This window comes from Streptomyces sp. NBC_00659 (assembly GCF_036226925.1).
Classification (GTDB): Bacteria; Actinomycetota; Actinomycetes; order Streptomycetales; family Streptomycetaceae; genus Streptomyces.
Genome location: NZ_CP109031.1, coordinates 9383921 through 9396725, shown reverse-complemented (window position 1 = coordinate 9396725; position 12805 = coordinate 9383921). Strand labels below are relative to the sequence as shown.

Sequence of the window (12805 nt, the reverse complement as noted above, 5' to 3'; positions counted from 1 at the left end):
GGTGTGGTCTTGAGTCAGTTGGAGATGTTCCTGGTTGCGCTGGCGTCGGCCTGCGCGGTGTTTCCCGTGCTCGGCGTGCTGTGGTGGATCCGGGACCGGGCCGACCGGGCGGCGGCAGCGGGGCTGGACGCGGTGGACATCGACCCGTACCACGCGGTGGCCACGGCCCGTGCTCCGTCCTACGCGGACAAGGCCGCGGCCGCCGAACTGCTACTCGCTGGCCTGATCAGGATCCGCGACGACGGGATGATGGAGGTCACCGACAGGGCCGAGGAGTCTGCCGCGGCACCCGGGCATCCGGTGCCGGCCGCCCTGCTGGCCACACTGCGACGGCGGGGCGAACCGTTTCCGCTGAGCCGGCTGTACTGGGAGTCCGGTTACGAGCGGCAGCGTGACGCCTTCCTGCGGGCCGAGGATCTCAAGGTGCCGCGTTGGTCGCTGCGCACAAGGGACTCAATCGCACGCGCTGCCTTCGTGACCCCGCTTCTGTTCACCCTCTGGACCTACGTCCAGGTGGTCTTCCTGCGGCAGGAGTACTGGACCAACGGCGTCGAGCCGATCGTGGCCGGCGCGTGGTGCTGTCTGGTGCTGTGGGCAGTGACGGGGGTGCCATTGGCCTGGCTTGTGGGACGCTGCTGGCCGAGGCGTCGTGACCAGTTCGAGGCGCACTGCCGCCGTCTCCCGGCGCACCCGGCCGAGCGGGCCCTCAGCACAGAGGAGCGTGACCTGCTGGACCGCAGCGGGACCTGGCGCAGCGCGTACGACCGGGCCAGGGACGAGGAGACGTGGGTGGACCACGGAGGCGGGTTCTGATGACGGAAATGCGCGAGAGCCGGAGCGACCGGGGCACGTCTGAGAAGCAGCGCACGCCGCGACGCACTGTCCGCACCTGGCGGGTCAGGCGCCGTTTCCGGCACTGGGAGCGGCCGGAGGCCCGGCCCTGGCCGGACGTGCACGAGGACGTCACGTACCTCACCCGGGAGTTGGGCCGCTGGCACCCCGACACCCTCGCCGCCCGCTCCAGGGTTCTCACCTGGCTCCTCCACGAAGGGCGGCACCCCGAGACCCTGCGGCTGGCCGAGGCGGAAGTGGCCGAACGGACCGCGGAGTTCGGGGCCGACGACCCCGACACCCTGAGGTATCGATCGTCACTCGCCTGGCGCCGCCGCAGGGTCGGTGATCTGGACGGCGCCGTCGCCGAGGCGCGGGCGGGAGCGGACGACTCCGCCAGGGTGCTGGGCCCCGACCACGTCGGCACCCACGGCTGGCGGGCGAACCTGGCCCGGTTCCTCGCCGAGAACGGCGAAGCGGCCGAGGGGGTACGCCTGCTGCGAGTCCTGTATGCCGAGTCCCAGGCCTTCGGCTGGGAGCGGAGGGACGAGACGCGGTCCATACGCAAGGCCCTGGTCACGGTGCTGGAGCTGAACGGCGACTTCCAGGAGGCCCTGGACCTCCTGGAGGAGGAAATCGAAGCCGAGCGGGGCACTATCTACGGCGTCGACGAGACCTCGGTGACCACGAGATGAAGCGTCTGCAGGAGCGGCGCACCCGGCTGGTCGCCGACGTGGCCCTGCAGGACTGGAACCGGCGGAGGAAGCACGAGCGGAGCAAGGACGCCCCCGGCCGGTGACAGCTGCAGACCGGGCCGGGTCCCGGCCTCAGCCGTTCCCCGCAGCCCTGATGGGGATCTCTGAATTCGACCAAGAGCGCTCGTCGCCTCACATGCTCCGATGGTCAACGGAGTGGGGAGTCTCGGCGAGCGTCGAGTGCCTCCGCGCAGTCACCGCGACCGCACCCGGGCCGGGGCCCCGGACAGCCGCTCACGACCAGCTCAGGAACACCGTGAGTACGTTCAGCTCCGCGCCGGCGAGATCGGTCGCCGTTGCTCCCCGTGTGGTCGGCACCACTCGGAAGTCGGGCGCATCGTACCCATAGTCGGGGTACTGCTCGGCATTGGGTAGGTGGACGGAGACGATGAACTTCGTCCCGTCGGGTGACACCAGTAGTCCCTCCGCGACGATGCCGTCCTGCGGGTCGACCACGCTGATCGGGGCGCCCGCTGCGCGGCCGGTGCGGGCGTCCATGGTCCGGAACGAACCGGACGACGTGCGGCACAGCACCCGGTCGTCACCGACCCAGCCGACGACGCCGGTGCATCCGCTGAGCAGCACGGCGTTGCGCGCCGACGTCCTGCTGAGCGGGCCTGAGGAGTTCCAGGTTTCGAAGACGGTGCCGACTCCTCAACACCCAGGAGGTCGAACACCTCGACCAGGCCCGCCTCGCGTGCCCGGACATCGCGCGGGCCTGCGACCTCGCCCGGGCCTTCACGGACCTCGTCCGCAACCGCCGAGGCCAACTGCTGCCTGCCTGGATCCGCCAGGCCGAACACTCCGACGCTCTCCCGGTCGCCAAGTTCGCCGCGTTCCTCCGCCAGGACTTCGACGCTGCCACCGCCGGCCTCACCCACGAATGGAGCTCCGGCAAGGTCGAAGGCCATGTCAATCGCGCGAAAACGATCAAGCGAGCCATGTACGGACGGGCCGGCTATCCGACTACTACGGACCCGCGTCCTCACCCGCCCATAGCCTCGGGCCGGTCACAGAATCCAGCCGGCCACCCGCTCGGCCACCGAAAAGTCGGTCCCGCAGTCCGGACAGGCGGCCCGCCCGAACAGGTAACGGACGCCATGCGCCAGGCCCTCCTGACCGTCCGCCAAGGCCCGCGAGAACAGCCTCCGCGGCAGCCCTTCCAACTGCTGCGTTCGCGCCGGTTGGAGGGGTGACTTCAGCACATCTTGCAGCGCGTAGTCGTCGGTGCAGCAGAAGGAGTCGTCCTGCCCGATCACCACGAATATGTTGACGCCGCAGTAGGGGCAGTCGACCTCGTACTCCCCGCTCTGCAGGCCGTCCAGGGAGCGGTCCCAGATTTCGACGCCCTCGAAGGAGAGCAGAGCCTGCAGCAGGTTCACGTACTCCTCCGCCCCGGCCGTCTGGCTCAGGCGGCGATCGGTGAGGTCATGCAGAACCGCAATTGGAGCCGAGAAGACCGTCAGAGGGCTGCCGGGATCGGACAACCCGGGCGAACAGGAAGCGATTGCTCCCGCCGCCAGCAGCACCCAGCCCAGGGTTCCCGGCCTGCCCGCGGTCGCGATCTCGGCCAAGCGCGGAAGCGCCGCGAAACTGGCGGTGAAGGCGAGGTCCAGCTGCGGACACAGGTGGTCCATCAGCTCGGACCACACACCGCTCGGATCGGCCTCGAACCGGTCCAAGAGAGCAGGCACATGCTCTGCCGAACCGCACGCGTCGGTGAGTGTCGACCAATCCGTCATGCGGTCATCCAACCAGGCGGCTCCGGACGGACCGCACCGGGCCGAGAGACTCCAAGATCCTTCACGGAACTGCGGTCAGAACCGTTTTCAAGGAGCCCCATCAGCCCCGACAGATCCTTCCCCCGGCCCGCAGTTCGCCTCCGAGTCCGGGCACGCCCTGGTCGAGCTGGCCGTCACCCGCTCCTCCGGGCGGCGCCCCCTCCTGCGCGAGGCCACCGGGCTGCTGTCCCCGCTCGTCAACAAGGGCTCAACCGTCGGATACCAGCGCTCCGCCGTCCTGCACGGTATCCACCTCGCCCGTACCGGACTTCTCACCCGGGACGTCGAAACAACCGCTCAGACCCTGAGCGCCGTGGTCGAACACCTACGGGGCGTCGAGTCGCTGAGGTGCCGGGCACTCCTGCACGAAGTCCGTCGCCGTGCGGCCCGCAATCTGCGATCCGCCGGACGAAGCGATGTCCTCGACTCCGTCGACCGGGCACTATCAGGCACATGACGCACACCAGCCGCCCTCGTCTCCGGCCCGCCAGGACCATAGCTCCCGCCTTGTACGACGACCCTGCGGTCCAACGGTTGCTGCTGAAATTCCACGACGAACAGCTCGCGATGTACGGCTTCGCCGACAACCCCGCCGATACGCCCGTCTCCCAGTTCACTCCCCCGCGCGGACTGTTCCTGCTGACGCGAGACGAAGACGGGAGCCCCCTCGGGTGCGGCGGATGGTCGTTCCTGGACACGCAGACCGCAGAGATCAAACGGATGTATGTCCACCCCGCAGCCCGATCCCAGTCCCTGGGACGGGAGATCCTGCAACGCCTGGAAACCGACGCGAAACTCAGGGGCGCCACCCGTGTTCAGCTGGAGACGGGCATAGACAACACGGCGGCCTTGGCGCTGTACCGATCTCAGGGGTACATGCCGATCAAGTCATACCGGCCCGACAGGAACCCCGACGTAAACCGGGCCCTCCGCAAGGATCTCTAAGGTGCTGCCGCCTCGGCCAGGCCGGCGTTCACCGGCACTGGGGTTGGCCTTGTCGATGTGACGGTCCGCTGCTCATGCCGCTGCCCGGAGACTCCTGGTCTCCACGAGCCGTTCGAGGAGGCCGTCGACGGCCCAGCCGATCCGACGTACGTGGCCCACCGACTCGCGGCGGTCAGCGGGGAGTTCCGCATCGGCCAACGGGCGGGCCCAGGCGAGGAGACGGGCGATGCACTCATCGGGCCGCTCCGCCTGGACGGCAGCAGCGATGTGGACGAGCTGCACGAGGTGCCGGCTGAGGCGGGCCGTCAGCTCCCCGATGTCCTCGGCCTCTGGGGCGACGTCATCGAGGGCGGCCGCGACGTCGTCCAGGAGGGCGTCCCCGTCGAAGGGCTGCCAGCTGTGCATCTTCGCAAGGAGGCCGACGAGAACCTCGGGGCCCAACGGGGTATCCACGTGGTCATCGCGACACCCCCTCGGGGAGGGCGAGTTGGCACCAGACGATGCCGGCGTCCTTCGTGCCCCAGGTGCCGCCGTTGTTGTGCACCACGCTGTCGACGAGGGCGAGACCGCGCCCAAGGACGTCGTCCGGGCTCTGCAGGCGCTGCGCGATGAGCAGGTGGAGCGGACTCGTGCGGTGGTGAACACCGTGGTGGCCCTGCACCGGTAACCGCACCACCGGTGCGGGTGATGCGCACCGGTGCGTTGGTGCGCACCCACCCGATGCGCACCGAGTCCAAGACGATCCACTCCAACAGAACTCTGCATCTCGTTGACCGGCGGGGCGGCATGATGCGTGACATGGATCAGGGGGATGCAGCCGTGTGGGCTGCTGCACTGGGAATTGCTGGAACGCTGGCGGGGGCACTGGGAGGCGCCATCGTCCAAGGACGAGTGATCCGGCGGCAGGTGCGGGACCAAGAAGCCGTCGATGTAAGGCATCGGTTGAGGGAAGAGCGGCAAGCGGCGTTTGCAGCCGTCCTTGATCGATGTAGCGAGGCAGAGGCCACCTTCAGCCCGATCATCGTTGCGCGTGCCCAGCCTGGGTGGGATGACGATGCTGACCACCGGGAGCTATGGGCTCCTACCAACGCCGCCCTGGACGCACTACAGCGAGCAGTGACAGCGGTGGCCATCACCGGCCCTGACTCCATGGCCGACTTGGCGTCTGCCATCCATGAAGCAGTCCAGGCGAAGGCGAACGCAATGCGCCTTCCCGCGGCGGACTTCGCGCAACGTGTCCGCATGTTCGGAGAGCACAGCACGGCGCTGGAACAGGCGCAGCGCAACTTCATCCGGGAGGCCAGGGCTGTGCTCGCCGCTCCGGTGCGATAGGCCAGCCGCCCGAGCGCATCCACTCGGTGGACGATGCGCACCGGTGCGGTCGGCGGCGTCCGCTCAGTGGCCGGCCTCCCGGCCGCGGTGTGGTCCGGGCTCCTGCGGGCGGTGCGCCCGTTGGTCGTCCCGGCGCACCGGTTGCGCTCCATCGGCTTCCTCAAACCCGTACACAGCAACGGGCCATCGGCGGCTAACGTCCAAGCAGGGGCGTGAGCGCTGTGCGCAGCTCGTCGATCCGTCGGTAGTGGAGACCGGTCATGCCGGTCTCGCGGGCAGCCGTGACGTTCGCTGCGATGTCGTCGACGAACAAGCAGCGTTCGGTGGTGGCCCCGACGCGTTCGGCAGCGATGCGGTAGGCCCTGGGATCGGGTTTCGCGATGCCGATCCGGGCGGTGTTCACCACCGTGTGGGCAAGACTGTCCAGTCCCTGGCGGGCGAGGTCCTGCTCCAGCCGTGTGGTTCCGTTGGGGACCAGGGCGACGCGGGCGACCTCGCGGACCCGGGTGAGCAGAGCCACCAGTTCCAGGTCCACGGACGGGGCGCGGTCGGACCAGGCGGTCACGGCGGCGCGGGCCCGCTTATCAGAGCCGCAGATGGTGGCGAGGTCGGCCGCCACCGCGGACCGCCACTGTTCGTCGGTGATCTCGCCGGTGATCGCGGGGTTGATTCGAGCGGGTGCGAAGGCCGCGGCCGCGAGGGAGCCGGCGGGCAGTCCATGGGCGTGCTCGATCTCGATGTCGGCGGGCCAGTGCCTCAGCACGCCGTCGACGTCGCAGAGTACGGCGGCATAGGGCAGGCAGGAACTCGCTGGGCAGTTCTCAGTCACGCCCGCAGTCTGCTCCCCCGCACGGTGCCGGGACGGTTCATCCGGTCAGGACGACGGGGCGCAGGGGCGCACCGTGCTCGAGTGTGGCGGTGACCAGGTCGGCGAGGCCCACGGGGTAGACCGTTTCCTGGGCGGCGCGCAGTTCGGCGATGGTCCACCAGCGGTGCTCGCGGATGTTGTCGGGTTGCGTGGCGTGGGCCGGGTTGACGTCGGCTGCGCAGACGCGCGCAAGGAAGTACTTCTCCACCTGCCGGACTTCGCGCCCGCCGACCAGGTGATCCTGGCTGCGCTCGGCGAGCTGCGCCCCCAGTTCGACGGCCTTCGCGTCGATACCGAGTTCTTCACGCAGCTCGCGGAGCGTCGCCGTGGCGTGGTCCTCTCCGTCCTCCAGCGAGCCGCCGGGCGTTGCCCAGAAGCCGCCGTTCTCGTCGTAGCGCAGCAGCAGGATGCGATCCTCCGCGTCGACGACGATGGCGCGGGCAGCTTCCCTCAGCGGCGGAGTGGAGGTCGTCATGCTTTTCAGTGTGGCAGCCCCCGGTGCGGAGTCAGGACCGCTCGACCAGGTATCCGCCAATGCATGCCGCGTCCAGATCGCAGTCCTGGAGTGTCGCGAGCGCGTGGCTGGGGTCTCGACGATGGGCTCGCGGTCGTTGAAGGACGTGTTCAGGACGACGGGTACTCCTGTCAGCTGGTGGAAGTGCTCGATCAGCGCACCGTAGGCGGGCGCGGCTTCGGGGTCGACGGTCTGGACGCGGGCGGTGCCGTCGACGTGCACCACTCCGGCGATTTTGTCGGCGCGGTCCTCGCGTACGGGCGGGGCGAGCAGCATGAACGGGCTGGGCACATCGAGGTCGAACCAGGTGGCGGCGTGGTCGGCGAGGACGGCCGGGGCAAATGGCCGGAACGGCTCGCGGTGCTTGATCCTGTGGTTGAGGGCGCCGGCGGTGGTGCGGGGGTCGGCGAGGATGCTGCGGGCCCCCAGTGCGCGGGGCCCGAGTTCGCTGCCGCCCTGGAACCATCCGATGATCTTTCCGTCGGCGATCATCTGGGCGGCTGTTTGGGCGATGTCGCTCTCGCGGCGCCAGGTGAAGGGTGTGCGGCGCCGTTCGACGATGCCGGAGCGGGGGTCCCGGTCCAGGGCCTGCAGGATCTCCTCGTCGGTGTAGTCGCGGCCGAAGTAGTCGTTGGTCAGGGGACGTTTTGGCAGGTCGCCGGTGAGGCGGTGCCAGGCGTACAGGGCACAGCCGAGAGCCTGGCCGCGATCGGACGCGGCGGGTGGGGCGAAGTAGCCGGTGACCGTGTCCAGGCGGCGGATCTTGTCGGCGGCGACGCAGTTGAGGGCGACCCCGCCCGCCAGGCACAGGTTGCCGAGCCCGGTCGTGGTGATGGTCTGTTCGGCGAGGGCGCACAGGGCGCGTTCGGTCTGCTCCTGGATGTAGGCGGCGGCGTTGATGCCGAGCTCATGTCGGCCGCGGCTGCCCTGGGGGCCGAAGTCGAAGCCGGTCCGTTCGGCGAGGTCGGCGACCCCGGGTGCGTGGGTGTGGGTGAGGCGTCCGTGGACGTGGGTGTCGACGACGTCGAAGAGCGGCGCGAGGTAGTGGCCCGCATCGCCGTACGAGGCGAGGGCCATGGTCTTTCCGGCTTCCTGTTCGTGCCAGCCGAGCCAGTTGGTGAAGGCTTCGTAGGCTGCGCCGATTCCGCCGGCCCGGGGCCGGGCGGGCGGGTTGCCCCCGCAACGTTCGATGCCGTCTCGGGTGGCCCGGTAGTAGGTCTCGGTGTCGTTGTTGTTGCCGCCGCCGTCGACGACCAGGACGGTCGCGTCCTGGTAGGGGCTGAGGCAGTAGGCGGTGTAGGCGTGGCTGAGGTGGTGGTCGACCGGGATGATCCGGCTGGGGTCGATGCCGAGGTGGGCCAGGCCGGTCTCGGCCCGGGTGGGCGGGGTGCGGCCGATGCCGCTGACGGCGACCAGGCCGACATCGGCGAGCGTCAGGCCTGCTGCGCGCAGGCAGTAGAGCAGGGCGGCTTGCCAGCCGGGGCTGTAGCGGGTGCGGTTGAGTCGCTCTTCGCCGATCGCGACCATCGTCGTGTCGGTGATCAGTGCGGCTCCGCCGTCGTGGCCCAGGTTGATGCCGACGACGCACGGGGTGGCCCGTTTCATCAGGCGGCCCTCCGTGCGGGGTCGGTGAGCGGGTTCCACAGCCGGGTGCGGCCCGCCGGATCGCGGTGCAGGGCGCCGAGCTGGCACAGCTGGACGGTGGCTCCGCGGTGGTTGATCGGATGGGTGAGGGCGTGTCCGAAGGCCTCCAGCCCGCCGAGCTGGGTGTAGGCATCGACGAACTGCTCGTCCACTGCCGGCCGCGTGGTGGGCGCGGGTGCTGAGGTGAGGCGTCGCGCGGTCTGGTCGAGGCCCGCGTCCGTGAGCACCCCGGCGACTTGCGCGAGTACCGCCTCTGGGGTGGCTCCGTCGGTGTCGATGATCGCCGGTGGGATCGGGCACAGCGTCGGGGCGATGTCGGTGTAGAAGGTGTGCAGCCGCTCGAGGAGGCCTTCGTCGAACCACTGCTTCCAGCGCGGCAGTTCGGCCACGCGGCCGCGGCGGGCCAGGCTCTGGGCGGGACTAAAGAGTGTTGCACAAGGTCCTGCTCAGGCAGGTCGAAGTGGCGCTTGACCTGGTGTTTCACCCGGCGAGGGCGAGGTTGTGCATGGTGGCGACGGCGTGGTGGAGGCTGTCGCCCTTCTGACGGCAGTCGCGGAGGATCTTCCAGTTCTTCATGCGGGCGAAGGTGTGCTCGACGCGGGCCCGCGCCCGTCGGTGTTCGGCGTTGTCCTCCTCCTGCCCGCGCAGAAGGGGCCGTCCGGCCCGTTTGCGGTGCGGGACGATCAGCCCGGTGCCCAGGTAGGCGCCGTCCGCGAGCACCGTTGTTCCGGCCGCCGCGGCCGGCAGATCCGACTCGCGCCACACGTGGGCATCGGCCTTGTTGCCCGGCGCGGGCCGGGCCGAGGCGATGACCAGGCGCGTGTCGACGTCGATGATGACCTGCACGTCCGCTGAGAACCGGTAGTTGCGGCTCGAGGCGCCGACCTTGCGGTCACGGACTGGGATCAGGGTGCCGTCCACGATCCAAAGGCGTTCGATGTCCGCCGTCGGCCGTGGCGCGGGCTGCAGGGCAAGCAGCGGGCCAAGCCGCTGGACGACCCGGCAGACCGTCGCTGAGGAGATGCCGAACAGTGGGGCGAGCTGGCGCATCGTGAGGTTGGTGCGGTAGTAGACGGCCACCAGCAGCACCCGGTCCGACAGCGGCAGGCACCAGGGCCGACCGCCGCCCGGCCCGTTCCCGCCCCGCTCCCGCTCCCGCACCACCTTCGCGAACCGGTCCATCCGCAGCCCGGTGAACGTCTCCACCCACAACGGATCAGCCCTCAACACCCCACCCATACAGGAGAAATGCCCTGATCATGGGCTTGTGCAACACCCTTTAGTCACCGAGCCTGGAACCCAAATGGTGGGGCAGGTCAAGATGTCACCCGATCGTGCGGCAGACCCGTCGGGCCATCTCCTGATGCGCAAAGACTGATCACGAGCCCGGACCTACCCAGTCACCGCACGACTTTGCCCATGCCGGTACCGTCCGTCGTGAGCACCCGCTCGGGCGTCTCCCGCGTGTCGGCGGTCCCGGGTTCACACAGGACTCGCGTGGCCTCCGGCGTACCCGAACGCTTCAGCCATTCACGGTAGGCCGGTGCCTGACGGACCGCCTCCCGGTAGGCGTCCACCAACTCGTCGTATCCGAGATCGAGTTCGGCCTCCGAGCGGGCGGCGAGCAGCAGTCGTACTCCTATCGGGTCGCCCTGCAGGGGCCGGACGACGACATCGGATCGCGGGCGGGCGGTGGGCTGGCTGACCGTGACGACTTCGCCGGTGGCGGCCAGCGAGTACGCCGTGAGGTAGTCGCCGTGCAGCATGTCGGGCTCGAGCCCCGCGTCCCGCAGGACACGGCAGAGTGCGTCCCACTCGCCGTCGACCGTCGAGTCCACCATCCAGTGGTCGTCGGCCAGGTCGGCGAGCCGCACCTCGGAACGTTCCGCAGCCGGGTGGTCGGCGGCGATCGTGACGAACTGCGGTTCGCGTTCGACCAGGACGCGCAGACAGAGCCCGGACGGGATGCACAGGGGACTGCCCTCGACCTCATGCACGAAGGCCAGTTCGAGCCACCCCCCGGCGACCATGCGCAGCAGGGAGTTCGCCGAGACGTCCATCCGGAGTGTGGGTTCGATGCGGGGAACACGGGCGCGCAGTCGGCGCAGCCAGCCGGGCAGGGCACGGCTGGCCGTGGCACCGATCCGCAGTGTGTACTCATCCGTGGCCCGGGCCACCGCCGCCCTCGTCTCCGTGACGATCGCAGCGAGTTCGGCGACGAGAGGTCTGGCGCGGCTCAGCACCGCGTGGCCCAGTGGTGTGGGGCGGCAGCCCGTGCCTGTGCGGACGAAGAGCTGCACGCCGAGTGCCTGCTCGATGCGGCGCAGTTGGGTGCTCAACGAGGGCTGTGCCACCCCGAGCTCACGGGCCGCCTTGTGCAGGCTGCCCGTGTCGGCGATGGCGCACAGGGCACGTAAGTGCCTCACCTCGAGCTCCATGCCGGAAGGGTAGGGCGACGCGGAGCGGCGCACCAGATGTTCAAAACGCGACGAAGCCTGACGAGTCGGCTCCCCGATAGCTCCGCGCTATCCCCGAATGCCATCATCCGCTACTCCCTTGGCCTCCCCGAGACTCCTGCTGAACCAATCGTTCACCACCCCACACGAACGAGTAGGAGCACCCCCCATGCTGTCCTCCCGCATGAAGTCGAAGGCCTCCAGGAGACTTCTGGCTCTCACGCTCGGCCTCGGTCTGGCATCCGCAGCGCTGGGCACCGCGGTCCCGGCGAGCGCCAAGTCGGCGGATTCCGCCCCGGCCGGTTCCGCCTCCGCCGCGACGGCCCTGTACGCCGGCTCGGCCGAAGACACCGCCGGCAACAAGGCGTTCTTCGACGCCGTCCTGAAGTCGGTCGCCAAGAAGCAGGCGGCCAACCCCTCCGTGCAGTCGGTGACCGTCTACTACAACGCCTCCCAGGCGCCGACTTTCCGCTCCCAGATATCGAGTTCCGCCTCGATCTGGAACAGTTCCGTGTCGAACGTCAAGCTCCAGGCGGCCTCGAGCGGTGCGGACTTCACCTACTACGAGGGCAACGACTCGCGCGGGTCGTACGCCTCCACGGACGGCCACGGCAGCGGCTACATCTTCCTCGACTACGCGCAGAACCGGCAGTACGACTCGATCCGCGTCACCGCCCACGAGACCGGTCACGTGCTGGGTCTGCCGGACCACTACAGCGGTCCGTGCAGCGAGCTGATGTCGGGCGGCGGCCCGGGCACGTCCTGCACCAACCGCTACCCGAACACGGCCGAGCGCTCCCGCGTGAACCAGCTCTGGGCCAACGGCCTCGCGAAGGCCCTCGCCAAGCTGGAGAAGGCGCGCTGACCCAGCGTCCTGCACGTGTGCCGAGCGCTGCGCGCCGCACACTCGAGTCGAGCCGGTACGGGCCGTGGTGTGAGGCAACGGCCCGTACCGGGTTCGTCCGGGTGCGGGCCGTGGCCCGATCGGGACACGACCCGTCCGGGCGGTGATCCGGCCGGACGCGTCGCTCAGGGCTGACGTCCGATGAAGGTGAGCAGACGAGTCTGTACGTCAGCACTCTCGGGAACCTCGACCCGCGGCCCGTACTGCCCGCTCTTGCGCAGCACCTTGTTAGCGCCGAAATAACGGGCGAGCGTGACGACACCCTCCAGGAGTGCCACCTCGTTTTCGTTTTCCCGTGTCCAGGAAGGGCGGCAGACGAAGTACGCCCACGCCTGGCCCTCACCGAAGGGCCAGCCGCCGTACTGAGGTTGATCCCAGGGGGTGGACACCGGGTTTCACGCGACGAGTGCCAGCGTACGTGACGTGATCGATTGCTGTTCGTACTCGGCCGGCGTGAGGTAGCCGAGGACGGAGTGGCGGCGGCGCCGGTTGTAGTACGACAGCCACCTGAACAGCTCCAGCCGTGTCTGCGCCTTCGAGGTCCAGCGCCTTCCGTGCAGCAACTCGCGCTTGAGACCCTGGAAGAACGATTCGGCGAGGGCGTTGTCGTAACGTGAGCCGACCCGGCCCATGCTGCGGCGGATACCGTGCCGGCGGCAGACCTCGGCGAAGGCGGCCGAAAGCACACCCAGTGCGTGTCTGCAGGCGATGGAAATCGTTGAGCAGGTCATCGCAGGCCGGATCAGGAATCCCATTCTTGAAAGGCGTGCGGTCG

Annotated in this window: 15 protein-coding genes and 2 pseudogenes; 6 read left to right on the top strand and 11 right to left on the bottom strand. The window is 69.3% G+C overall.

Going from position 1 to position 12805, the window contains the following annotated elements; all coding sequences use genetic code 11:
- Positions 1-9 precede the first annotated feature (9 nt).
- Together OG410_RS41330 and OG410_RS41325 are read left to right on the top strand one after the other, a co-directional pair.
- Entirely contained in the window at positions 10-813 is an 804-nt protein-coding gene (locus OG410_RS41330) for a hypothetical protein (protein WP_329303875.1), read from the top strand.
- On the top strand, positions 813-1526 hold the full coding sequence (locus OG410_RS41325) for a tetratricopeptide repeat protein (RefSeq protein ID WP_329303874.1): 714 nt from the start codon (positions 813-815) through the stop codon (positions 1524-1526). The genes OG410_RS41330 and OG410_RS41325 overlap by 1 nt, the downstream gene beginning before the upstream one ends.
- 294 nt (positions 1527-1820) lie before the next feature.
- Here OG410_RS41325 and OG410_RS41320 read toward each other — a convergent pair whose 3' ends face one another.
- Complete coding sequence (locus OG410_RS41320) at positions 1821-2171, bottom strand: hypothetical protein (protein WP_329303873.1); 351 nt, start codon at positions 2169-2171, stop codon at positions 1821-1823.
- Between the two features lie 32 nt (positions 2172-2203).
- Between OG410_RS41320 and OG410_RS41315 the strand changes: the two are divergent.
- Positions 2204-2476: pseudogene (locus OG410_RS41315) on the top strand (hypothetical protein); the annotation flags it as partial.
- A gap of 120 nt (positions 2477-2596) precedes the next feature.
- Here OG410_RS41315 and OG410_RS41310 read toward each other — a convergent pair.
- Positions 2597-3328, bottom strand: a complete 732-nt coding sequence (locus OG410_RS41310) for a hypothetical protein (protein ID WP_329303872.1) — start codon at positions 3326-3328, stop codon at positions 2597-2599.
- 546 nt (positions 3329-3874) lie between these two features.
- On the opposite strand from OG410_RS41310, the gene OG410_RS41305 reads away from it, so the two are divergent.
- Positions 3875-4312: a GNAT family N-acetyltransferase gene (locus tag OG410_RS41305; RefSeq protein WP_329303871.1), complete on the top strand. Its 438-nt coding sequence runs from the start codon at positions 3875-3877 to the stop codon at positions 4310-4312.
- 72 nt (positions 4313-4384) lie between these two features.
- Here the strand turns inward: OG410_RS41305 and OG410_RS41300 are convergent, their stop codons facing one another.
- Positions 4385-4765, bottom strand: coding sequence for a DUF6415 family natural product biosynthesis protein (locus tag OG410_RS41300; RefSeq protein ID WP_329303870.1), 381 nt, complete (start codon positions 4763-4765; stop codon positions 4385-4387).
- 4 nt (positions 4766-4769) lie between these two features.
- Positions 4770-4988 (bottom strand): hypothetical protein, encoded by a 219-nt coding sequence (locus OG410_RS41295; RefSeq protein WP_329303869.1) that lies wholly within the window; start codon positions 4986-4988, stop codon positions 4770-4772.
- An 11-nt stretch (positions 4989-4999) separates the two neighbouring features.
- Between OG410_RS41295 and OG410_RS41290 the strand changes: the two genes are divergently transcribed.
- Positions 5000-5644 carry a hypothetical protein gene (locus OG410_RS41290; protein WP_329303868.1) on the top strand — a complete coding sequence of 215 codons (645 nt, stop codon included), beginning with the start codon at positions 5000-5002 and terminating at the stop codon, positions 5642-5644.
- Between the two features lie 193 nt (positions 5645-5837).
- Here the strand turns inward: OG410_RS41290 and OG410_RS41285 are convergent, their stop codons facing one another.
- From OG410_RS41285 to OG410_RS41265, 5 genes are all read right to left on the bottom strand, one after another.
- Entirely contained in the window at positions 5838-6473 is a 636-nt protein-coding gene (locus OG410_RS41285; protein WP_329303867.1) for an HAD-IA family hydrolase, read from the bottom strand.
- A 37-nt stretch (positions 6474-6510) separates the two neighbouring features.
- Positions 6511-8631 (bottom strand): carbamoyltransferase C-terminal domain-containing protein, encoded by a 2121-nt coding sequence (locus tag OG410_RS41280; RefSeq protein ID WP_329303866.1) that lies wholly within the window; start codon positions 8629-8631, stop codon positions 6511-6513.
- Positions 8631-9059, bottom strand: a complete 429-nt coding sequence (locus OG410_RS41275) for a hypothetical protein (RefSeq protein ID WP_329303865.1) — start codon at positions 9057-9059, stop codon at positions 8631-8633. Before OG410_RS41275 ends, OG410_RS41280 begins: the two co-directional genes overlap by 1 nt.
- Before the next feature lie 91 nt (positions 9060-9150).
- Positions 9151-9909 carry a transposase gene (locus OG410_RS41270; RefSeq protein ID WP_329303864.1) on the bottom strand — a complete coding sequence of 253 codons (759 nt, stop codon included), beginning with the start codon at positions 9907-9909 and terminating at the stop codon, positions 9151-9153.
- A gap of 161 nt (positions 9910-10070) precedes the next feature.
- A complete protein-coding gene (locus tag OG410_RS41265) occupies positions 10071-11108 on the bottom strand; it encodes a LysR family transcriptional regulator (protein ID WP_329303863.1) in 1038 nt (345 codons plus the stop codon).
- 187 nt (positions 11109-11295) lie between these two features.
- Between OG410_RS41265 and snpA the strand changes: the two genes are divergently transcribed.
- Positions 11296-11991: a snapalysin gene (snpA, locus tag OG410_RS41260; protein WP_329303862.1), complete on the top strand. Its 696-nt coding sequence runs from the start codon at positions 11296-11298 to the stop codon at positions 11989-11991.
- 164 nt (positions 11992-12155) lie between these two features.
- Here snpA and OG410_RS41255 read toward each other — a convergent pair whose 3' ends face one another.
- Positions 12156-12308 carry a hypothetical protein gene (locus tag OG410_RS41255; protein WP_329303861.1) on the bottom strand — a complete coding sequence of 51 codons (153 nt, stop codon included), beginning with the start codon at positions 12306-12308 and terminating at the stop codon, positions 12156-12158.
- Between the two features lie 117 nt (positions 12309-12425).
- Positions 12426-12710, bottom strand: a pseudogene (locus OG410_RS41250) (integrase core domain-containing protein); the annotation flags it as partial.
- Positions 12711-12805 lie beyond the last annotated feature (95 nt).